Consider the following 19,654-nt stretch of genomic DNA (forward strand, 5'->3'; position numbering starts at 1 on the left):
GTACTTTCCGTCGCGAAAGCGGCCGATCGGCTCGATCTCGCTCGGCCGATCGGGCAGCGTCACAAGTTTTCGACAACTTTCTCAGGGTATTCCCAGCTAACGCGGTGATCCTCGAACGAGGGGCCGGAGGTTCACCAGAGGGAAGCAAGGGGAAGTGTCGTGCTGCTGTCGTCGCGGGGGCGCCGCATCGGGGTGCGGGTCGCGCTCGGCGTCGTGTCGACGCTGGTGCTCGCCGCCACCGGCTACGCGTGGACGCAGCTGAGCAAGCTGGACAACGGCATCGTCACCGCCGACGTCATCCCGCCCGCCGCGCAGATCGACGGCAGCGAGACGGTTCCGGGGGAGCCGCTCAAGGTCGCCCAGAACATCCTGCTCGTCGGGATCGACGCGCGGACCGACGCGTACGGCAACCCGTTGCCGCAGAACGTGCTCGACGCGTTGCACGCCGGAGGCGGGGACGACGGCGGCGACACCACCGACACGATGATCGTGGTGCACATCCCGGCCGGCGGCGCCGCGGCCACGGCCGTTTCGATCCCGCGTGACTCCTATGTGGACATCGCGGGCGGCTACGGCAAGCACAAGATCAACTCGGCGTACAGCCGCGGCAAGAACGCCGCGATGTCCGGGTTGCGCGCGCAAGGGCTGAGCGGCCCGCAGCTGGAGGTCGCGGCGAACGCGGCGGGCGCGAAGACCACCATCCAGACCATCGAGAAGTTCACCGGCCTGACGATCAACCACTACGCGGCCATCAACCTGGCGGGGTTCGACGCGCTGTCCCAAGCCGTCGGCGGGGTCGAGGTCTGCCTCAAGGAACCGGTGCACGACACCTACTCCGGCGCGGACTTCGCGGCCGGCCCGCAGACGCTGTCCGGGGCGCAGGCGCTCGCGTTCGTCCGGCAGCGCCACGGGCTGCTCAACGGTGACCTCGACCGGATCGCGCGGCAGCAGGCGTTCCTGTCCGGGATGGCCAAGAAGGTGCTGAACGCGGGCACGTTCACCGACGTGTCGAAGCTGAACTCGCTGGTCAGCGCGGTGCAGGGCGCGGTGGTGCTGGACAAGGGCTGGGACGTGCTGAGCTTCGCGCAGCAGCTGCGCGGGATGACCTCGGGCGCGATCGGGTTCGTCACGATCCCGGTGCAGAGCCTGTCGCTGCAGACGCCGTCCGACGGCGACGCGGTGAAGGTCGACCCGGCGCAGGTCCAGCAGTTCGTGCGCACGGCCATCAGCACCCCGGCGGTGCAGGCTTCGGGCGACGACACCCCCGGCGGGGTCAAGCCGGTCGCGGCGACCACCACGAAGACACCGTCCGCGGGCACTTCGAACACTTCGGACACCCCGGGCGGCAAGCAGCCGGCGACCTCGACGGCCGCCGGCTGCGTGAACTGACTTCTTACACGAACGCGCTCTGCCCGGTGATCGCCTTGCCGACGATCAGGGTGTTCATCTCGCGCGTGCCCTCGAAGGAGTAGATCGCTTCGGCGTCGGCGAAGAACCGCGCGACGTCGTAGCCGAGCACGATCCCGTTGCCCCCGAAGATCTCCCGGCTCCAGGCGACGACCTCGCGCATCCGCGAGGTGACGAACGCCTTGGCCAGCGACGAGTGCTCGTCCTTGAAGATCCCGGCGTCCTGCAGGCGGGCGAGCTGCACGAGCATGCCCCACGACGCGGTGATGTTGCCGAGGCTCTTCACGAGCAGGTCCTGCACCAGCTGGAACCGCGCGATCGGGCGGCCGAACTGCTTGCGCTCGCCGGCGTAGCCCAGCGCGGCTTCGTAGGCGCCGATCATCACGCCGAGCGCCTGCCACGCGACCCCACCGCGGGTGGCGCGCAGGATCTCCGCGACGTCACGGAAGGAGTTGATGCCCTGCAGGCGGTTCGCCTCCGGCACCCGGACGTCGGTCAGGGTGATCTCGGCGTTCTCGACGATCCGGAACGCGGTCTTGCCCTGGATCTTCTCCGGCACGAAGCCCGGCATGTCCTTCTCGACGACAAAACCCTTGACGTGGTTGTCATCGACGTCGCGCGCCCACACCACGACGTAGTCGGCGAAGGTCGCGTTGCCGATCCACTTCTTGGCGCCGTTGAGGATCCAGCTGTCGCCGTCCTTCTTGGCCGTGGTGCGCATGCCACCGGCCACATCGGACCCACCGAGCGGTTCGGTCATCGCGAACGCGCCGATCTTGTCCATGGCCGCCATTTCCGGGAGCCAGCGGTCACGCTGCTCCTGGCTCCCTCCACTGTAGATGGAGTACATCGCCAGTCCGTTGTGGACACCGAAGAACGTCGCGACGGACGCGTCGGTGCGGCTCATCTCCATGGCCATCATGCCGGTGAGCAGGTGGCTGACCGCGGGCTTGTGCTCGCCGTAACCCTCGTAGGGCAGGCCGGCGAGGCCGCTCTCGCGGAACATCCCGATCAGTTCCTTCGGAAAGGTCCCGGCTTCCCAGTTCTCGTTCACCAGCGGCTTGACCTCGTGGGTCATGAACTCGCGCGCCTGGACGAGCAGCTTGCGCTCGTCGTCCGGCAGCAGCGCCTCGAAGTCGTAGAAGTCGGCGGTGAGCTTGTCCTTCAGCGGTTCCATGTCAGTTCTCCTCCACTGCGTTCAGTACTGCGAGCTGCTTGCGGTCGCGCGTCTCGGCGAGTTCCGAGTACGTGGAGGAGCCGTAAGCCTTTTCGACGGCTTCGATCAGCCGTTCCTGCTCTTCCGGGCTCTGGCTGGGGGTGCCCAGCCCGGCCCACATCTTCTTCATGGACTTGCCGATGTGCTCGGCCATGTGCCGGTAGCCGCCGGGGCCACCCCCGAGGTGCGAACCGAGGAACGGCCCGACCGTCGCCCAGCGGATGCCGAGCGAGCTGGTGATCACCTTGTCGAGGTCTTCCGGCGTCACGACACCCTGCTCGACGAGGTAGATCGCCTCGCGGCTCAGTGCGTTCTGCAGGCGGTTGCCGACGAACCCGGGGATCTCCTTGCGCTCCACGACCGGCGTCCGGCCGAGCGCGGTGTAGAACTCGACCGCCTTTGTCACCGACTCCTCGCTCGTGCGCTCGCCGGGGACGACCTCGACCAGCGGGATCAGGTGCGGCGGGTTGAACGGGTGTCCGATGAGGACCCGGCTCGCGTCCGCCAGCTCGGCGGTGAACGCCGTGGACGGGATGGCGCTCGACGAGCTCAGCAGCAACGCGTGCCGCGGCGCTTCCTTCTCCAGCGTCGCGAACAAGTCCTTTTTGAACTCGACGCTCTCGGGTCCGTTCTCCTGCACGACATCCGCGTCTCGCACGGCTTCGGTGACGTCGGCGGCGAGGTGGACCCGGCTCGCCAGGTCTTCGGCCGTGGCGCCGAGGTGCGGGGCGAACTTCGCCAGCGCGTCGGCGACGGCGTCGGCGAGGTCGGGGCGGGGGTCGGTGACCCGGACGGTCAGGCCGTGGTGGGCGAACAGCGCCGTCCAGGACAGGCCGATGGTGCCCGCGCCGATGACTGCCGCGTTCTTCATGAGCGGACTCCCTTCAGGTAGTCGAAGACCGGCTTGACGGGAGCGAGTGTCAGGTCGGTGAGGATGTGGCTCGCGGAGACGACCTCCAGCACCGGCAGGTCGGCCAGCGGGGCCAGGACGTGCTGGAACAGCTGCAGCCGCGCGGGGCCGGTGTAGGCCTCCTTGACCACGACGTCGGTGATCTCGGTGCGGACGAGTTCCTGCACCCGCGGGGCGCCGTCGTACCCCGGGATGGTCTTGAGCATGAACGTCGGGACGGTGATCTGGCGTTCGGCCTCGCGGGCGTCCAGCTCGTGGTGCTTGTAGCCCATGGTCGCGGTCGCGACCCGGAGCGTCCCGTAGTCGAGCGTGCCGACGAGCACACCGTTGTCGATATAGAGATCCGGGCTGCCGACGGTCTTCGGGTAGGCGCTGACCTCGCGCCCGGACGCCGTCGCCGGGAAGTTGTCGAGGTACATCGCGTGCAGGTACTCGCCGCGTTCGCCGTCGAAGCTGACCTCGATCGCCTGGCCGGACTCGGTGTACGGGCCGTAGCCGGAGACGTCGCCCATCTTCATGACCTCGAAGCGCACCAACGGTTCTTCGACCTGGAGCGGCTCCGGCACGACGGCGCGCAGGGCGTCGGCGTCGGTGCGGTAGACGATGTTCAGGTACTCACGGTTGGTGAACCTCGGGACCACGGGCGCGAACGCCGGAGCGGTCAGGGGAGTGGTCACGTGCTGTCGGACTTCTTCGATCTTCATTCGCCTGTCCACTTCGGAGCGCGGCGCTCGGCGAAGGCGGTCATGCCCTCGCGGACGTCGTGGGACTGCATCAGTTTCTTGACTTCTTCGCGCTGGGTGGTCGCGGGATCCGCGGCCCGCACGATCTTCTTGACGGCGGCGAGCGCCAGGGGCGCGTTCTCCGCCAGCTTCTCGGCCAGCTGCAGCGCGACGGCGGCGGCGTCGCCGTTCGGCGTCACGCGGTTGACCAGGCCCAGCTCACCCGCGCGGCGGCCGGTGACCGGCTCGCCGGTGAGCAGGAACTCCATGGCCAGGTGGTGCGGGATCCGCTTCGGCAGCCGGATCACACCGCCACCCGCGGCGATCAGGCCGCGCTTCACTTCGGGGAGGCCGAACTTCGCGTCTTCGCCGGCCACGATCAAGTCGCAGCCGAGGGCGAGCTCGAACCCGCCGCCCATGGCGAACCCTTCGACCGCGGCGATCAGCGGTTTGTCCAGCTCGGCCTCGGTCAGGCCGCCGAACCCGCGTCCCGGGATCTCCGGGGACTCGCCCTTCAGCGCGGCTTTGAGGTCCATGCCGGCGCTGAAGGTGTTTTCGGCGCCGGTCAGGACGCCCACCCGGAGTGCCGGGTCGGCTTCCAGCTCGTCCAGGGCGGCGGCCAGCTGCGTCGCGACGGCGGCGTTGACCGCGTTGCGGGCCTGCGGCCGGTCGATCGTGATCAGCAGGGTGCTGCCGATCCGCTCAGTACGCACTTCACTCATGACTTCACACTTTCCTTACGCCACTTTCTCAGGGAAAGATGCGCTGGTTCAGACCAATTCGGCGAGGACTTCGGCGGTGTCCTGGCCGGCCAGCGGGGCCAGGCGGCGGATCGAGCCGGGCGTCGCGGAGAACTTCACCGGGATGCCGACCGTGCGGATGGTGCCCTCGCTCGGGTGCTCGACGGTGTCGAGCAGGTGGCCGTCGCGGACGTAGGCGTCCTCGTGCGCCCGGTCCAGCTCCAGCACCGGCGCCATCGGGATGCTGTGCTTCGCGCAGACCTCGGCCCACTCGGCGGTGGTCAGCGCCGGAGCGCACGCCGCGATCTCGCCGGTCAGCCACTCGTTGTCGGCGCGGTCGATGGCGTCGCCGTTCACCCGCGGGTCGTCGGCGAGGTCCGGGCGGCCGGCCGCGGCGAAGAAGTCGCGGAAGTTCTTCGGGTTGTAGGGGATGACGCAGGCGAGGCCGTCCTTGGTGCGGACCGCGGCGTGGCCCTTCGTCATCGACAGCGCGAAGCCGGTGGGGCCCTCGGCCGGCTCGTAGGTGTGCCCGGCGAGGTGCTCGACCAGGTTGAACGCGAGCAGCGTGTCGGTCATCGGGATCTCGATCTGCTGGCCCTGGCCGGTCTTGTCGCGGTGCACCAGCGCGGCGAGCACGCTGTAGGTGATGGTCAGCGACGACACCTTGTCGCCGATGATCGTCGGCAGGTAGACCGGCTCGCCGAGCGCCCGGTTGGCGACGTCGACCAGACCGGAGGAGGCCTGCACGGTCTCGTCGTAGGCGGCGTTGCCGGCCTGCGGGGAGTCGCCGCGGAAGCCCTGCGCGTGGGCGTAGACCAGGCGCGGGTTGCGCTCGGCGACGTCGGCGTAGTTCAGGCCGAGCCGGCTCAGCGCGCCGGGGCGCATGTTGGTGATCAGCACGTCGGCCGTGTCGATCAGCTTGAGCGCCTGCTCGCGCTCGGTCTCGTCCTTGAGGTTGAGGGCGACGCTGCGCTTGTTGCGGTTGACGTTGAGGTTCAGCGGGGTCATGCCCGGCGTGGTGCGGTACTGGCCGACCCGCACGGTGTCCGCGGGCGACTCGATCTTGATCACGTCGGCGCCGAGGTCGCCCAGGATCTGGGCCGCGTACGGGCCCATGACCACGGTCGAGAGGTCGATCACACGCACGCCGTCCAGCGGGCCGGTGGTGATGTCCGTCATCATTCGTCCTTTCGCGCCTTGCTTCGTTGCTCTACTTACGAACGTAGGCGCGGGCGGAGCGAAAGGGAATGATCATGATACGCACAATGGTATGACCGCGGTGGTCATACCATTTGTCTAGGTGGTGATGAGGTCTTCGAAGATGTCTTTCGCGGCTTCGACGAGCTCGTGGAGGTCGCGGTCCCGGCGCCACAGCAGACCGGTGTCCAGCTGGGGCCGGAAGTCGCTGAACGGCAACACGATCACGTTGTCCAGGCGGTAGCCGTGCATCGGGCTCCGGTCGTCCAGCATGGAAATGGAAAAGGCCTCGCCGCTGGAAATGATTTCGGACGTCCCGCCGTAGCCGGTGTTCGTCAGGCGAATGCGTTTCTTGACGCCCAGTTCGCTCAACTGGTGGTCGAGCTGGTCGAAATACGCCGGGGTGATTTCCCCAGGTGAGGCCACGTACGGGAATTCGGTGAGCTCGGCCAGGCTGACCGAGTCGCGCCCGGCGAAGAGGTCCGCGGGGACGACGGCGCCGAGCCGTTCCGACATCACCGGCAGCTGCTCCAGCGCCGGATCGGTGACCGGCAGCCGGGCCAGGGTGAGCGCGAGCTTGCCGTCGTGGACGCCTTGGACGAGGTCGGCGGTGGTGCCGGGCCAGCGTTTGAGCTCGTACCGGGCTTTGACCCGCTCGGCGAGGGCGTTGACCCGCTCCCGCAGATCGGGGTGCACCCCGGCGGGCATGCCGAGGAAAACGGTGCTGCGCTGCGGTTTGGTCGCCTCGGCGAGTTTCCAGGGAATGGCGCCGACCTGCTCGAGGACGTCCCGCGCGAGCGGTAGAAGAGCGGCCCCGGCGGCGGTGAGCGTGACGTGGTGGGTGCTGCGGTCGAAGAGCTGCTGCCCCAGTTCGTGCTCGAGGTCCTTGATCCGCTGGCTGAGCGGAGAGGCAGCCATGTGCAGCTTCCGGGCCGCGGCGGAAAAGTTCAGCTCCTCGGCGACCGCGACGAAGTAACGCAGGTGCAGCATCTCCATGCCCCGACCCTACGGCCCCCGCCGTGTCGTCCACCCAGGTACGCGTGTCGTCCCTTCAATCACGCGTGATGCCCCTCCAATCACACGTGATGCCCGCTCAATCACGTGAGTTACGCGCCCAATCACGCGAGTTCCGCCCCTGATCACGCGAGTCCCGTGTACCGGAACGGACGACTCGCGTGCCTGGATGGACGACACGCGTGTCTGGAGGGACGACACGCGTGATCAGGGGGTCGACACGCCGCGGCGGACCAGGGTGAGCAACCGGCCGGGCTCGCCGCCGGACAACGCGATGCCCGTGGCGAGCAGGAGGAGGTCCAGCTCGGTCACGTCGGACGCCACCGCACCGGCGGTCCGGGCGCGGCCCAGCAACGCGGCGGCGGTCGTGTTCATCGCCGCGTGCCAACCGGCGAACAGGCTCTCGTGCTCACCCGCCGGACCGGCCAGCGAGAGCGCAAGATCACGCTTGGTCCGCACATGCTCGACGAACAACCCGAGCCACGCGAAGAGCGCTTCGCCGGGGTTGTCGGCTTCGAGGTCCGCACGGCTTCGCAGCTCCGCGACTTCGTCGGCGTACACGGCGACAACCAGCTCACGCCGGTTCGGGAAGTGCCGGTACAGCGTGGCGTTGCCGACGCCGGCGCGGCGGGCGATGCGGTCGAGCGGCGCGTCCGGCCCGTCCTCGGCGAAGACCTCTCGCGCCGCGGCGAGCACGAGTGCCTGGTTGTCCCGCGCGTCCGACCTGCGGGCTCGTGCCGTCATGCTGCTCCCTTGCCAAGTGGGGACGTCCCCGGTTAGCGTAGCCGGACCCTAACCGGGGATGTCCCCACTTAAGGAGCGCGCATGGACGCCGCCGAGGTCCACCGTCGGCTGATCGCGTTGACGCCGTTCACCGCGGAGAGCGTCGCCGAAGGCCTGCGCTACATCGACCCCCACGTGATCGACCACCGCGGCGGCGCGGGCGGCGACCACCACGGCATCGACGCCTGGCGCGCGAAGTGGGAGGCCATGCTCGGCGGCGAGTTCTTCGCCGGCTTCCGCGACGTCGGCGTGCGGGTCGAGCAGAACGTCGCCGACGGCGAGTTCTCGGTCAACCGCTACACGAGCACCGGCACGCAGCTCTCGACCGGCCGCAGCTACGCCGTGACCAGCATGGACATGATCCGCGTCCGCGACGGCCGGGTGGTCGAGCACTGGGCCGTGATGGACGTGACGGACCGCGCGGCCCAACTCAGCCCGGAGGGAGAGAAGCCAGCGGGAAGGTGATCGTGAACGCCGCCCCGCCTTCCGGCGCCGGGCCCGCGGTCAGATTCCCACCCATCCGGGTGACCAGGCCGTGGACCAGGGCCAGCCCGATGCCCGACCCGACCGGACGGCGGTCGCGGTAGCGCGCGTTCAGCACCCCGCGCTCGAACGCCACCGGGTAGTCCTCCGGCGCCAGGCCCGGGCCGCCGTCGCGAACCGACAGCAACGCCGAAGAACCGGACACCGTCAGCGAAAACACCATCGGCGCCCCGGCCGGCGTGACGCGCAGCGCGTTCTCCGCCAGCCCGTCGACCACCTGACGCAGCCGCCGCGCGTCCGCCAGCACCGGCACCGGGCCCGGAACCGCCGACACCGACAGCCGCACGTTCTCCCTCGCGCACCGCAGCTGCCAGACCTCGGCGCAGTCGCGCACCAGCGCGCCCAGGTCCAGCGACGCGACGTCCAGCCGGAACTCGTCGGCCCCCAGCCGCGCCAGCTCGAGCAGGTCCGAGACCAGCCGCTCCAGCCGCGCGGCCTCCCGCTGGATCGTCTGCCCGGCCCGGACGGCGTCGTCACCCGACGCGACGCCGTCCGCGATCGCCTCCGCGAAGCCCGTCACGGCGGTCAGCGGCGTCCGCAGCTCGTGTGACACCGAAAGCAGGAAATCCCGCTGCCGCGCTTCACTCACCGCCAGCGCATCGGCGAGCGAATTCAGCGACCCGGCGACCTCGGCGACCTCGCGCGGCCCTTCCACCGGCACCCGGACGTCACGCCGCCCGGCCCGCAGCGAGCCCGCGGCCAGCGCGGCCCGGCGCAGCGGACGCCCCAAAAGCCGGCCCGAGACGAAGCCCGCCAGCGCCGCGACCAGCAGCCCGATGCCCAACGCCAGCGCGATCGTGCGCACCAGGGCGCGTTGGGTCGCTTCGGCGTTGCGCGCGGGCAGGACCAGCGCGAACGCCGCCCCGCGCGTGCCGACCACGCGCGTCTCGACGAGGTACTGCGAGCCCGCGACCGTGACGCGCCCGGAGTGGTCCGCGCCGAGCCCGAGCTTCCCCGCGGCCTGCACGGCGGTGCCCTCACCGGCAGCCTGCCCGCCCGCGCGGCGCACGACCACCGAAATCCCCTGCCCGCGCACGACGTCGGCCACCTTGCCGACGCCCAGCCGGTTCCCGATGCCGGTCTCGTCGAGCTGCGTCGCGACGACGTCGGCCTGCGCGGAAAGCGACGACTGCAGCACGTTGTCCGCCGTCGTCCGGATCAGCCGGGCCGCGACGAGCCCGGCCACGATCACCGCGACCCCGGCGACGGCGAGGCACACCAGCGTGATCCGCCCGGCCAGCGTTCCCCTCATGCCGGGTCCGCCGCGTAACCGATGCCGCGCACCGTCCGAATCGGACTCGACGCGCCCAGCTTCGCCCGCAGCTGCGCGACATGGACGTCGACCGTGCGCGTGCCCGCGGCCGCGGCGTACCCCCAGACGGCGCTCAGCAGCTGGTCACGCGAAAGCACCTGCCCGGGGTGCCGGAGCAGGTGCGTGAGGAGGTCGAACTCGGTGGACGTCAGCGAGACTTCGACGTCGCCCGCCCACGCGCGGCGGCTGGTGAGGTCGACCCGCGCGCCCCCGACGGTCAACGTCGAAGCGGCCGGTGTCGCCCCCGACGCGCGACGCAGCACGGTCCGGACACGAGCGGCCAGCTCCCGCGGGCTGAACGGCTTGGTGAGGTAGTCGTCCGCGCCGATCTCCAGGCCCAGCAGGCGGTCCAGCTCGTCGTCGCGCGCGGTGACGAACAGCACCGGGGTCCAGTCACCGGCCGCACGCAGGGCTTTGCAGATCTCGATACCGTCCATTCCGGACAGTCCGATGTCGAGCACGACGGCCACCGGCTTGAGCCGCCGGACGGCGTCGAGCGCCCGCCCGCCGTCGGCCTCGACGTGCACGCCGAAGCCGTCGCGCTTGAGGTAGAGCGCCGCCAGCTCGGCGATCGCGGCCTCGTCCTCGACCACGAGGACGAGGCCGCGCCCCGGTGACCCCATGCCTGCTCCCGTCTCCGCCGTCAGTCCGGAGGAGACGCTAGCCGGTCAGGGTGCGCCATCGCTGTTCATGTCGGACTCGATGCCGTTGAGTGTCGACTCGATCCCGCTCAGTTCGGACGACGCCGGCGCCGGGCTCCCGGAGTCCGGCGGCCCCATCAGGTTGTCGCGGCAGGCCGAGCAGCCGAGCGTGATGAGCGCGGCGGCCCCGACCGCTGCCGCGACCCTCGCCGCCCTCACTTGGTCGGCGCCGGCGCCGCCGGCTTGCAGTGCGCGGTCGCGAAGGCGTCGAGCTTCTGCTTCGCGGCGTCCAGCTCGCCGACCCGGCCCTGGCGCTTGGTGGCGCGCTGGTCGAGCTTGGTGGCGCGGTCGTTGTGCCCGGCCGCGCGCTGGTCGGCGGCCCGCGCCTTGAGGTTGGCGACCGAGCCGGTGACCTCGGCGCCGCCGTTGATCCGCTTCTTCAGGTTGTCGGCCTTCTTCTGCAGCTTCGGCACCCAGTCGCCGCAGACCTGCTGCGACTCCTCCGGGCTGAGCGTGATCGGCGCGACCGGCGCCGGCGACGTGGTCTGGGCGGAGGCCAGCGGCGCCGCCACCAGCAGGCAGGCCGCGCTCCCGCACCCCGCGAGCGCCAGCCGCGTCCAGGTGGATCCTCGCATCGTGTCTCCTCGTGTCGGTTACGGGGAGAACTCTGTCGCGGCGGTGTTCGGAGGGCGTCCGTCTAGTGTTCGGGCTTTGTAAGGCCGAGGGTGAGCGACGTCCGCGCGAGGTCGAACGTCAGCGTGTCGCCCAACGCCGGCAGCGCCGGGTCGAACAGCTGGCCGTCGGTTCCGCCGAGCAGCAGGCCGAGCCGGTGCCCGGCCGGGACGACGTGGTCGAGCGCGGTCAGCGTGAACGTCATCGGGTACGCCCGGCCCGGGACGAGCGGTTCGCCGTGCCGCAGCGACGCGTGGTGCCCGAGGTCCGCCCAGCCCGCGGCGACGATCTGGTGGTCGACGGCGGCGAGGTCCGTGGTCGTGTCCAGGAAGCACGCGCTGTCGCCCGGGAAACTCACCCCCCAGCACGACTTCGTGGTCAGGTTCCTGATCCCGCTGCCGTAGTTCGCGGTGTTCCGGACGGTGGCCGGGCCGTAGTCGACGAGCGCGACCCCGAGCCGCGCGGCGGTCTTGTCCGACGACGCGGTGATGGTCACCGACGGCGAGCCGGCGATCCGCACCGGCGCCGTCAGGGGAGCGCCGGTGAACACCGCGGCCGACACGCCGGCCGCCCACTGCTCCCGGCCGGTCGCCGGGTCGTCGACGACGGTCGCCGTGCCGGAGCCGCGGCGGCCCAGCGTCCCGTCGCTCGAGGGCCGGAACGTCGTCGACACAGTCGCGGGCGGCCAGCTCCGGACGTCCGTCCACTGGTCGGGCGCGGTTTCGAGGTGCACGGCGGGCTCGTGCTCGACGCCGTTGCGGACCCCGAGCAGCCAGCGGTCGAACCAGCGGCCCAGGGTCTCGACCCACTGCGCGCGCTGCAGGTCGAACGGGTCGACGTGCCCGGCCTGGCTCAGCCACGCCTTGCGCGGGACGCCGGCGCGGCCGAGCGCGTCCCACCAGCCGGCGAACTGGTTCGGCGCGACGGCGCTGTCGCCGAAACCCTGCGCGACGAGCACGCTCGCGCGAACCGGCCGCGACACGTAGTTCACGCTTTGCCAGTAGGCGTTGTAGTCGCCGTTCGTGCCCGCGCGCGCTTTGATGTCCGCCTCGAACGGCTGGCACAGCTCGGCCGCGCGGTCGTTGTAGGTGAACGCCGAGCCGGTGTTCTCCGGCGTGGCCAGGGGTGCGCCGTTCGCGACGAGCTGGGCGTAGTTGTTCGCGACGCCCTCGATCGGCACGACGGTCTTGAGCCCCGCGATGCCGGACGCGGCCATGCCGATCGCGGTGGCGCCGTCCTGGGACTTGCCGATCGCGCCGACGGCGCCGGTGGCCCAGTCCGCCTTCACCGGACGCCCGCCCACGGGTGCGTCGAAGGCCTTCGCCCGGCCGTTGAGCCAGTTCACGACGGCGTTGCCGTTCTCGACGTCGTCGAAGCAGCCCGACGAGCGGTTCGTGCCACCGACGTCGGCGAGCACCACCGCGTACCCGCGCGGCACGAAGTAGTTGTCGAGGAACAGCGGGAACTGCTGCGGTGTGCCGTCCGGCGCGTAGGTCTTCTTCTGCGACTCGTTGCCGCGGCCGCAGCACGCGTAGTACGGGCTGACGTCGAGGATCACCGGGACGCGCCCGCGCGCGGCGGGCCGGATGACGTCGGCGGCGACCCGGTCGAGCCGGCCGTCGTGGTCGTGGTCGGTGCCGGTTTCGACCCACGCCGTCTCGCGGACGGGCTCACTTCCAGCGGCGGACGCGACCGGGGTGAGCCCGGTCGTGAGGAGAAGTGCGGCCAAGAACCCCAGTGTCAGACGCATGCCGCCAGTATCACTTCTCGTACGTCGCCAGGAAACGCGCCATGGCGGCGTCGACGGCCTCGCGGTCGCCGGTCGTGACGAGGTCGAGCAGCAGCCCGCGCGCGACGGCGAGGCCGAGCCGGGCGTGGGCGGCGCGGTCGGCTTCGGGGACGCCGTACTGCGCGAGCAGGGCTTCGATCGGGCCCAGCCAGTCCTCGACGACGCCGTCGAGGAACTCGGTCGTGCCGGGGGTGCCGCCCAGGGCCTGGCCGTAGAGCTGGAAGAACAGCTTTTCGTTGGCGCGCAGGTCGTCGGCGGTCAGGCGCCGCCAGAACTCACGGCCGTCGCCGGCGTCGGCGAGCGCCGCCCGCTGCCGGGCCTCGACCTCGCGCGCGACCGCCGTGAGCAGGCCTTCCTTCGAGCCGAAGTGGTAGATGAGCATGCGGTGGCTGGTGCCGAGCTCCGCCGCGAGCGCGCGCAGGCTCTTGCCCGCGCCGCCGTGGTGGGCGATGTGGTCGATCGCCGCGTCGAGCAGCTTCGCGCGCGGGCTTGTGTCGATCATGTACCAGATGGTACACGTACCAAATGGTACAACGCATTTCCGTGCGCGGCCGGACGTCCGCGCCCGCCGACACCGTGTACGCCCTGCTCCGGGACGGCGCGAGCTGGCCCGGGTGGTCGCCGCTCGGGTCGTTCGAGCTGGTCAGCGAGGGGGAGGACGAGCCGGAAGGCCTCGGCGCGGTCCGGCTGTTCCGCACCGGGCGCACGCGCTCGTACGAGAAGATCGTCGCGCTGGACCCCGGCCGGCGGTTCGGGTACTCGCTTGAGCACGGCCTGCCGCTGCGGGACTACGTCGCCTATGTGGACCTCTCGCCGGCCGACGGCGGCACCGAGATCCACTGGCACTCGACGTTCACCGCGAAGATCCCCGGCACCGGCTGGTTCTACCGGCGGTTCCTGGGGGTGTTCATCAAGCGGGTGGTCGCCGGGCTGGTCGCCGCGACGGACGCGCGCGTGGCCCCATAAAGTAGGCGCATGTCAGCGCCACGACGAGGATCGACCGGCCGCACGCAGGAGGAACGCAGCGCGGCGATGCGCGTCCGGCTGCTCGACGCGACGATCGACTGCCTCGTCGAGTACGGCTACGCGGGCACGACGACCACCCGCGTCGCCGACCGCGCCGGCGTCACGCGCGGCGCGCAGGTGCACCACTTCCCGACGAAGGCCGACCTGGTGACGTCGGCGATCCGGCACCTGGCGGAGAAGCGCACCGAGGTCGCGATGGCCGAGCTCGACCGGCTGCGCGCGTCCAGCGACCCGGTCGGCGACGCGCTGCAGCTGATGTGGGAGATGCACCAGGGGCCGGTGTTCTCGGCGACGGTCGAGCTGTGGGTCGCCTCGCGCACGGACCCGGAGCTGCGCCGTCAGATGGCCGAGGTCGAGCCGATCGCGACGTCGAGCCTCGTGGAGTTCGGCAAGGCGCTGCTGCCGGAGCACGCGGCGCACCACGAGTTCCTGCACGCGGTGTACACCGCGATGGACGTGGTGCGCGGCATCCTCATCGCGAGCTGGGCCACCCGCGACCAGGACGAGCTGGAGGCCCGCTGGGAGCGCGGCCGCCGTCACCTGCGGATCCTGTTCACGACATTGATGGCCGCCACCGCCTGAACGGCGTGTTACTCTCTCCGGGAGAGTGAGGAGGCTCGCCGTGTGGCCGGACCCGTACGACCGCAACTGCCCGACCCGCCAGCTGCTCGACCGCATCGGCGACCAGTGGACGGTCCTGATCGTCGGAGCCCTGAAGGACGGCCCCCTGCGGTTCACGGAAATCGGGCGGCGGGTGGACGGCATCTCGCAGAAGGTGCTCACGCAGACGTTGCGGAGCTTGGTGCGCGACGGGATCTTGACGCGGACGGCGTACCCGACGATCCCGCCGAAGGTCGAGTACGAGCTGACTTCTCTGGGGCGCAACCTTTCGGAGCCGCTCGAGGTGCTGGACCAGTGGGCTAGGCAGCACATGACGGCGGTGCAGGAGTCGCGTGAGGCCTACGACGCGGAGCACACTCCCGCATCGGCCTGACGCGGCGTGCCTTATCGTCTGCGCTCATGTCGATCTCGGTCGTCCTCGACGGCAGCGGGCCGGAAGCCGCCACGCAGCAGGCTCTTCAGGTGACCTTGCGGCAGGCGGAACTGCTCGCCGACGAGCGGGACCGGCTGATCTGCGCGCTGGCCGCGTACGGCGAGCCGCAGCGGGCGGTCGCCGGCCGGGCCGGGGTCGACCAGGCGACGGTGAGCCGTCTGGTCGGCAAGCACACGCCGGCCGTCGCCGTCGTGATCCGCACACGGGAAGAAGGCCTGCATAGCCTGCGCCGGGTCGCGGACCGCCTGGCGGCGTGTGCCGGCCGGCGTGACGAGCTGATCTGCGAGCTGGTCCGGCTCGGGATGTCGCAGCGGACCGTGGCCGGCCAGGCCCGGATCAGCCAGGCGAGCGTGAGCCGCCTGGTCGCCCGGCGCCGGCCTCAGCGGGCCACCAACCCCGCTTCGTGCGCCAGCAACCCGGCCTGAGTCCGGTTCGCACAGTCCAGCTTCACGAGCATCCGCGACACATAGCTCTTCACCGTCGCCTCAGCCAGATGCAACCGCACGGCGATGTCCGCATTGGACAGTCCCTCACCGAGGCACGCCAGCACATCCCGCTCGCGTTCCGTCAACCCGGCCGTCCGCCGCTGCGCGTCATCGGACCGCTCGCGTCCGTCCGAAGACAACGCCACCAGCCGGCGCGCGGCCGACGGCGACAGCACCGTGTGGCCGTCCGCCGCCACGCGGACCAGGCCGATCAGGTCCTCCGGCGGGGTCGACTTCACCAGGAACCCCGCCGCGCCCGCGCGCAACGCCCGGATCACGTACGTGTCCGCGTCGAACGTCGTCAGCGCCACCACCGCCGGGGGATCCGGGAGCTCGACGATGCGCGCGATCGCCGTCAGGCCGTCGACACCCGGCATGCGCAGGTCCATCAGCACCACGCGGGGGCGGTGGCGGACCACCGCTTCGACCGCTTCGGCGCCGTCGGAGGCTTGGGCCACCACCTCGATGTCGCCCGCCGAACCCAGGATCGTGCGCAGGTGCGCGCAGACCATCGGCTCGTCATCGACCACGAGCACCGGGATCACTGTGCGTGCCTTCCGCCGTCGGAACGTAGGCGGGCAGTATCGCACCGACGCGGAACCCGCCGCCGGGCGCGGGGCCCGCGTCGAACCGGCCGCCGACCAGCTCGACGCGCTGGCGCAGGGCCGCCAGGCCCGACCCGGAACCGCTGCCCGCCAGCGCCGGGTCCGGCGGCCCGGCCGCCGCGGTGTTGCCCACCGAAACGTCCAGACCACCCGCGTGGTAGCGCAGCGAGACCGCCGCCGACGCGCCCGGCGCGTGCTTGCGGACGTTCGTCAGCGCCTCCTGCACCAGCCGGTACGCGGTGCGGGCGACCGTCGGCGACACCTGCGCCGGGTCGCCGTCCACCACCAGCTCCGTCGCCACCCCGACCGAGCGGGACTCCTCGACCAGCCGCGCCGGGTCGCCCGGCTCCTCCGGGCGGAGCGTCCGCGCGCCGCCGGTTTCGGCGCCGTTGCGCAGGACGCCGACCAGGTCGCGCAGCTCGTCCAGCGCCTGCGCGCCCTCACGCCGGATGTCCTCGGCCGCCGTCCGCACGGACGGCTCGGCCGACGTCACGCCGAGCGCGCCCGCGTGCAGCACCATCAGGCTCAGCCGGTGCGTGACGACGTCGTGCATCTCGCCCGCGAGCCGCCGCCGTTCCTCCGCGCGGGCCTGCTCGGCCAGCAGGTGCTGCTCGCGCTCGGCGCGTTCCGCCCGGTCCCGCAACGACTTGAGCAGCTGCCGCCGCGCCTCGCCGTACAGCCCGAGCATCGCCGGCAACGTCGTGCTGAGCACCGCGAACGGCGTCGTGCTCCAGCTCGGCACCCACGGCCGGGCCGCGATCAGCGTGAGGGCCCCGGCCACCCAGAGCACGGTCCGCCGGTCGAGCACCCGCGCCAGCTGCGTCAGCACGACGGGGGTGATGGTCGGCACCGTCGTCAGGGCCAGCGGGTGCGCGGCCACCAGCAGGCCGGGCGCGAACAGGTCGGACGCCAGCATCGCGACCGCCACCACGACCAGCGACCAGGCCACCTGCAGCGGGAACCGGAAGATCAGCACGAGCGAGAGGTCGCAGGCCACCTGCAGCACCAGGCCGGCCGCCGGGCCGAGCGGCCCGGTCGTGACCTCGCCCAGCGCGTACAGCAGGACGTTCAGCCCCGCGAACGCGAACGCCGCGAGGAACAGCCAGAAGGCGTCCGCGCGGCTCGGCCACAACGGCCTCCGGGTGCTGGTCACGCGGTCACGGTAGCCGCTCGCCGAAGCCGCCGCGCCGGATGCGCAACCAAAGTTGCGCACCGCCGCGCCGGTGCGCAACTTTTGTCGCCGCGACGACCTTCCTTGCCCGGTTACGGCCGGGGGCCCCGATCCGGTGGAGTGGGACCACCACAAGCGAGGGAGGCCATCGTGGTGACTGTCCAAACGCGACCCGCGACGCGGGTGGCGTTCGCCCGCGCCCCGGTCCTGGTGATCGCCGGGCTGGCCGGGCTCGCGCTGCTCCTCACCAGCGGGCGTTACGCCGGCGGGTTCGACGAGCTCTACTTCCTGGTGGCTGGTCGAAATCACCTGAGCTGGGGGTATTTCGACCAGCCACCGCTCATCCCGGCGCTCGCGGCGCTGATGGACTGGCTCGCGCCGGGCTCGCTGGTCGTGCTGCGGCTGCCGATGACGCTCGCCGCGGCCGCCGGGGTCGTCGTCACGGCGCTGATCGCCCGCGAGCTCGGCGGCGGCCGCGCGGCCCAGGCGATGGCGGCGGCGTGTTATGCGACGTCCAGCATCGTCATCGTCAGCCACTGGATCGGGACCTACGTGCTGGACCCGTTCCTGTGGACGGTCGTGGGCTGGCTGCTCGTCCGCTGGACCCGCACCCGCCGCGACGGCCTGCTCGTCTGGGCCGGCGTCGTGACGGCGGTGTCGCTGGAGACGAAGTTCCTGATCCCCGCGCTGTGGGCCGCGGTGCTGCTCGCCGCGCTGGTGTTCGGGCCGCGGGAGCTGCTCCGGCGCCCGAAGCTCTGGCTGGGCGCCGCGATCGCCGTCGCCGTCACCGTGCCGACGCTGGTCTGGCAGGCCACGCACGGCTGGCCGTACACCCACATGAGTGAAGTCGTCGCCGCGGAGTTCCCGGGGTACGGCGCCTGGGTGCGCGACGGGCTGCTCGGCGCCGGCATCGGGGTCGGCGTGCTGGCGCTGCTGTACGGCGTCTGGCGGCTGCTGCGGTCGCCGGAGCTGCGGCCGTACCGGTACCTCGGGGTCGCGCTGGTCCTGGTGGCGCTCGCCGTGGTCGCGACGCAGGGGCGGTCCTACTACCTGATGGGCTGTTACGCCGTTCCGTTCGCGGCGGCGGCGACCGAGCTGACCCGGCGGAACCTGGCCGGCTGGTGGAAGGCCGTGGCCTGGCCGGCGTTCGTGCTCTCGGCGGTGGTCACGCTCGTCGCGCTGCCGGTGTGGCCGGCTTCGACGACGCGGACGTCCTTCGGGCCGTTTTCGCTCGGCAGCGCGTTCGCGCAGGGGGAGCTGCCGCAGCAGGAGCTGGCGAAGGCGATCGGGCAGACCTACGCGGCGCTGCCGCCCGAGGCGCGGGCGCGGACCGCGGTGTACGCCGAAATCTACCCGTTCGCGGCGGTGACGGAGTTCTACGGTGCGCCGTACGGCATCCAGCGCGTCTACAGTGGACACCGGGCGTACTGGTACTTCGGCCCGCCGCCGGAGTCGGCCGACGCGGTGCTGTTCGCCGGGTTCGACCCGGGGCTGCTGCGGCCGTACTTCGCGCACGAGACGAAGCTGGTCGACGGGCTGGTGTGGGAGTACGACGGGCGGACGGCGCCCTGGTCGCGGATCTGGCCCGCGCTGAAGCGGCAATGAGAAGGAGCGAGATGAGCACGTTGTCCCTGCCCGCCCGGGCCTACCTGCTGGCCTGCGACACCGGGCGTGACCGGCTGCCCGACCGAGAGCGCGTCGCGCTGCTGGTGCGCGCCGCGGCGTTGACCGACCTGGTGCTGCGCGGCCTGGTCGCCGACGGCGACGGGCGGCCGGTGGTCACCGGCGCCGGCGGCACCGGCCACCTGGTGCTCGACGACCTGCTGGCCGAGCTGGCGGCCGACCCGCACCGCAAGTGGCGCGCCTGGGTCCGCCGCGACGCCCGCGAGACGCTGCGGTCGCTGGAAACCCAGCTCGACGCGGCGGGGGTGCTCACGATGCGGACGTCCCGCGTGCTGGGGCTGTTCCCGCGCCGCCGTCCGGTCGTCGCCGACCGCGCCGCGGTGGAGCGGCTGCGTCAGCAGGTGGCGGCGGCGCTGGCGAGTGACGCGCCGGTGCCGTCGGACGTCGCGGCGTTGACGGCGCTGGCCGGGACGGTGGAGCTGGGCACGGTGCTGCCGCGCCGCGAACGGCGGGCGCACAAGGACCGGATCGCGACGCTGGCGGAGCAGACGGGCGCGACGGTCCCGGCCCTGCGCAAGGTGATCCGCGAGCTGAACTCGGCCCGCAGCGCATCGATCGCGGCGAGCTCCGGCGGCGGTGGCGGCTGACCGGTCCGGACGACACGCGTGCTTGAACGGACGACACGCGTGCCTGGACGGACGACACGGCGTGGGGGCCGGTTCCGGTGACCGAGGGAGGCGAGGG

The 19,654-nt window shown here is 71.5% G+C and carries 23 protein-coding genes; 8 read left to right on the top strand and 15 right to left on the bottom strand.

Annotation, left to right across the window (positions count from 1 at the left end):
* Positions 1 to 159 precede the first annotated feature (159 nt).
* Positions 160 to 1,389: an LCP family protein gene (locus ACZ63J_RS39360; RefSeq protein ID WP_465399377.1), complete on the top strand. Its 1,230-nt coding sequence runs from the start codon at positions 160 to 162 to the stop codon at positions 1,387 to 1,389.
* A 4-nt stretch (positions 1,390 to 1,393) separates the two neighbouring features.
* Here the strand turns inward: ACZ63J_RS39360 and ACZ63J_RS39365 are convergent, their stop codons facing one another.
* From ACZ63J_RS39365 to ACZ63J_RS39395, 7 genes are all read right to left on the bottom strand, one after another.
* Positions 1,394 to 2,584 (bottom strand): acyl-CoA dehydrogenase family protein, encoded by a 1,191-nt coding sequence (locus tag ACZ63J_RS39365; RefSeq protein ID WP_465399376.1) that lies wholly within the window; start codon positions 2,582 to 2,584, stop codon positions 1,394 to 1,396.
* Between the two features lies 1 nt (position 2,585).
* Entirely contained in the window at positions 2,586 to 3,494 is a 909-nt protein-coding gene (locus tag ACZ63J_RS39370) for a 3-hydroxyacyl-CoA dehydrogenase NAD-binding domain-containing protein (RefSeq protein ID WP_465399375.1), read from the bottom strand.
* Positions 3,491 to 4,237 carry an acetoacetate decarboxylase gene (locus ACZ63J_RS39375; protein ID WP_465399374.1) on the bottom strand — a complete coding sequence of 249 codons (747 nt, stop codon included), beginning with the start codon at positions 4,235 to 4,237 and terminating at the stop codon, positions 3,491 to 3,493. Before ACZ63J_RS39375 ends, ACZ63J_RS39370 begins: the two co-directional genes overlap by 4 nt.
* Positions 4,234 to 4,977, bottom strand: a complete 744-nt coding sequence (locus tag ACZ63J_RS39380) for a crotonase/enoyl-CoA hydratase family protein (protein WP_465399373.1) — start codon at positions 4,975 to 4,977, stop codon at positions 4,234 to 4,236. The genes ACZ63J_RS39375 and ACZ63J_RS39380 overlap by 4 nt, the downstream gene beginning before the upstream one ends.
* Positions 4,978 to 5,025: 48 nt before the next feature.
* Entirely contained in the window at positions 5,026 to 6,174 is a 1,149-nt protein-coding gene (locus ACZ63J_RS39385) for a CaiB/BaiF CoA transferase family protein (RefSeq protein WP_465399372.1), read from the bottom strand.
* Between the two features lie 117 nt (positions 6,175 to 6,291).
* Positions 6,292 to 7,188 (bottom strand): LysR family transcriptional regulator, encoded by an 897-nt coding sequence (locus ACZ63J_RS39390; protein WP_465399371.1) that lies wholly within the window; start codon positions 7,186 to 7,188, stop codon positions 6,292 to 6,294.
* A gap of 225 nt (positions 7,189 to 7,413) precedes the next feature.
* A complete protein-coding gene (locus ACZ63J_RS39395) occupies positions 7,414 to 7,950 on the bottom strand; it encodes a TetR/AcrR family transcriptional regulator (RefSeq protein ID WP_465399370.1) in 537 nt (178 codons plus the stop codon).
* An 81-nt stretch (positions 7,951 to 8,031) separates the two neighbouring features.
* On the opposite strand from ACZ63J_RS39395, the gene ACZ63J_RS39400 reads away from it, so the two are divergent.
* Positions 8,032 to 8,454: an ester cyclase gene (locus tag ACZ63J_RS39400; protein ID WP_465399369.1), complete on the top strand. Its 423-nt coding sequence runs from the start codon at positions 8,032 to 8,034 to the stop codon at positions 8,452 to 8,454.
* Here ACZ63J_RS39400 and ACZ63J_RS39405 read toward each other — a convergent pair.
* From ACZ63J_RS39405 to ACZ63J_RS39430, 6 genes are all read right to left on the bottom strand, one after another.
* Complete coding sequence (locus tag ACZ63J_RS39405) at positions 8,420 to 9,784, bottom strand: sensor histidine kinase (RefSeq protein WP_465399368.1); 1,365 nt, start codon at positions 9,782 to 9,784, stop codon at positions 8,420 to 8,422. The two genes, ACZ63J_RS39400 and ACZ63J_RS39405, sit on opposite strands and share 35 nt — an antisense overlap.
* The gene (locus ACZ63J_RS39410) at positions 9,781 to 10,467 is read right to left on the bottom strand and encodes a response regulator (protein ID WP_465399367.1); all 687 of its coding nucleotides are present in this window, start codon (positions 10,465 to 10,467) and stop codon (positions 9,781 to 9,783) included. Before ACZ63J_RS39410 ends, ACZ63J_RS39405 begins: the two co-directional genes overlap by 4 nt.
* A gap of 45 nt (positions 10,468 to 10,512) precedes the next feature.
* Positions 10,513 to 10,704 carry a hypothetical protein gene (locus tag ACZ63J_RS39415; RefSeq protein WP_465399366.1) on the bottom strand — a complete coding sequence of 64 codons (192 nt, stop codon included), beginning with the start codon at positions 10,702 to 10,704 and terminating at the stop codon, positions 10,513 to 10,515.
* Positions 10,701 to 11,120, bottom strand: a complete 420-nt coding sequence (locus ACZ63J_RS39420; protein ID WP_465399365.1) for a hypothetical protein — start codon at positions 11,118 to 11,120, stop codon at positions 10,701 to 10,703. Before ACZ63J_RS39420 ends, ACZ63J_RS39415 begins: the two co-directional genes overlap by 4 nt.
* 62 nt (positions 11,121 to 11,182) lie before the next feature.
* Positions 11,183 to 12,907, bottom strand: coding sequence for a CocE/NonD family hydrolase (locus ACZ63J_RS39425; protein ID WP_465399364.1), 1,725 nt, complete (start codon positions 12,905 to 12,907; stop codon positions 11,183 to 11,185).
* Between the two features lie 10 nt (positions 12,908 to 12,917).
* Complete coding sequence (locus ACZ63J_RS39430; RefSeq protein WP_465399363.1) at positions 12,918 to 13,448, bottom strand: TetR/AcrR family transcriptional regulator; 531 nt, start codon at positions 13,446 to 13,448, stop codon at positions 12,918 to 12,920.
* 23 nt (positions 13,449 to 13,471) lie between these two features.
* Between ACZ63J_RS39430 and ACZ63J_RS39435 the strand changes: the two genes are divergently transcribed.
* The 4 genes from ACZ63J_RS39435 (at position 13,472) to ACZ63J_RS39450 (ending at position 15,451) form a co-directional block, all read left to right on the top strand.
* Positions 13,472 to 13,912: an SRPBCC family protein gene (locus ACZ63J_RS39435; protein WP_465399362.1), complete on the top strand. Its 441-nt coding sequence runs from the start codon at positions 13,472 to 13,474 to the stop codon at positions 13,910 to 13,912.
* Positions 13,913 to 13,978: 66 nt separating this feature from the next.
* Positions 13,979 to 14,554 carry a TetR/AcrR family transcriptional regulator gene (locus ACZ63J_RS39440; RefSeq protein WP_465399628.1) on the top strand — a complete coding sequence of 192 codons (576 nt, stop codon included), beginning with the start codon at positions 13,979 to 13,981 and terminating at the stop codon, positions 14,552 to 14,554.
* A gap of 40 nt (positions 14,555 to 14,594) precedes the next feature.
* Entirely contained in the window at positions 14,595 to 14,966 is a 372-nt protein-coding gene (locus ACZ63J_RS39445; RefSeq protein WP_465335511.1) for a winged helix-turn-helix transcriptional regulator, read from the top strand.
* A 26-nt stretch (positions 14,967 to 14,992) separates the two neighbouring features.
* Positions 14,993 to 15,451, top strand: a complete 459-nt coding sequence (locus ACZ63J_RS39450; protein WP_465399361.1) for a hypothetical protein — start codon at positions 14,993 to 14,995, stop codon at positions 15,449 to 15,451.
* Here the strand turns inward: ACZ63J_RS39450 and ACZ63J_RS39455 are convergent.
* Both ACZ63J_RS39455 and ACZ63J_RS39460 read right to left on the bottom strand, forming a co-directional pair.
* Complete coding sequence (locus ACZ63J_RS39455) at positions 15,406 to 16,056, bottom strand: response regulator (RefSeq protein WP_465399360.1); 651 nt, start codon at positions 16,054 to 16,056, stop codon at positions 15,406 to 15,408. The genes ACZ63J_RS39450 and ACZ63J_RS39455 overlap by 46 nt on opposite strands.
* Positions 16,031 to 17,269 carry a sensor histidine kinase gene (locus ACZ63J_RS39460; RefSeq protein ID WP_465399359.1) on the bottom strand — a complete coding sequence of 413 codons (1,239 nt, stop codon included), beginning with the start codon at positions 17,267 to 17,269 and terminating at the stop codon, positions 16,031 to 16,033. The genes ACZ63J_RS39455 and ACZ63J_RS39460 overlap by 26 nt, the downstream gene beginning before the upstream one ends.
* A 168-nt stretch (positions 17,270 to 17,437) precedes the next feature.
* On the opposite strand from ACZ63J_RS39460, the gene ACZ63J_RS39465 reads away from it, so the two are divergent.
* Both ACZ63J_RS39465 and ACZ63J_RS39470 read left to right on the top strand, forming a co-directional pair.
* Positions 17,438 to 18,892, top strand: a complete 1,455-nt coding sequence (locus tag ACZ63J_RS39465) for an ArnT family glycosyltransferase (protein WP_465399358.1) — start codon at positions 17,438 to 17,440, stop codon at positions 18,890 to 18,892.
* A gap of 11 nt (positions 18,893 to 18,903) precedes the next feature.
* Positions 18,904 to 19,557 carry a GOLPH3/VPS74 family protein gene (locus ACZ63J_RS39470; protein ID WP_465399357.1) on the top strand — a complete coding sequence of 218 codons (654 nt, stop codon included), beginning with the start codon at positions 18,904 to 18,906 and terminating at the stop codon, positions 19,555 to 19,557.
* Positions 19,558 to 19,654 lie beyond the last annotated feature (97 nt).

The sequence above is a fragment of the Amycolatopsis sp. NPDC104863 genome (assembly GCF_055582965.1).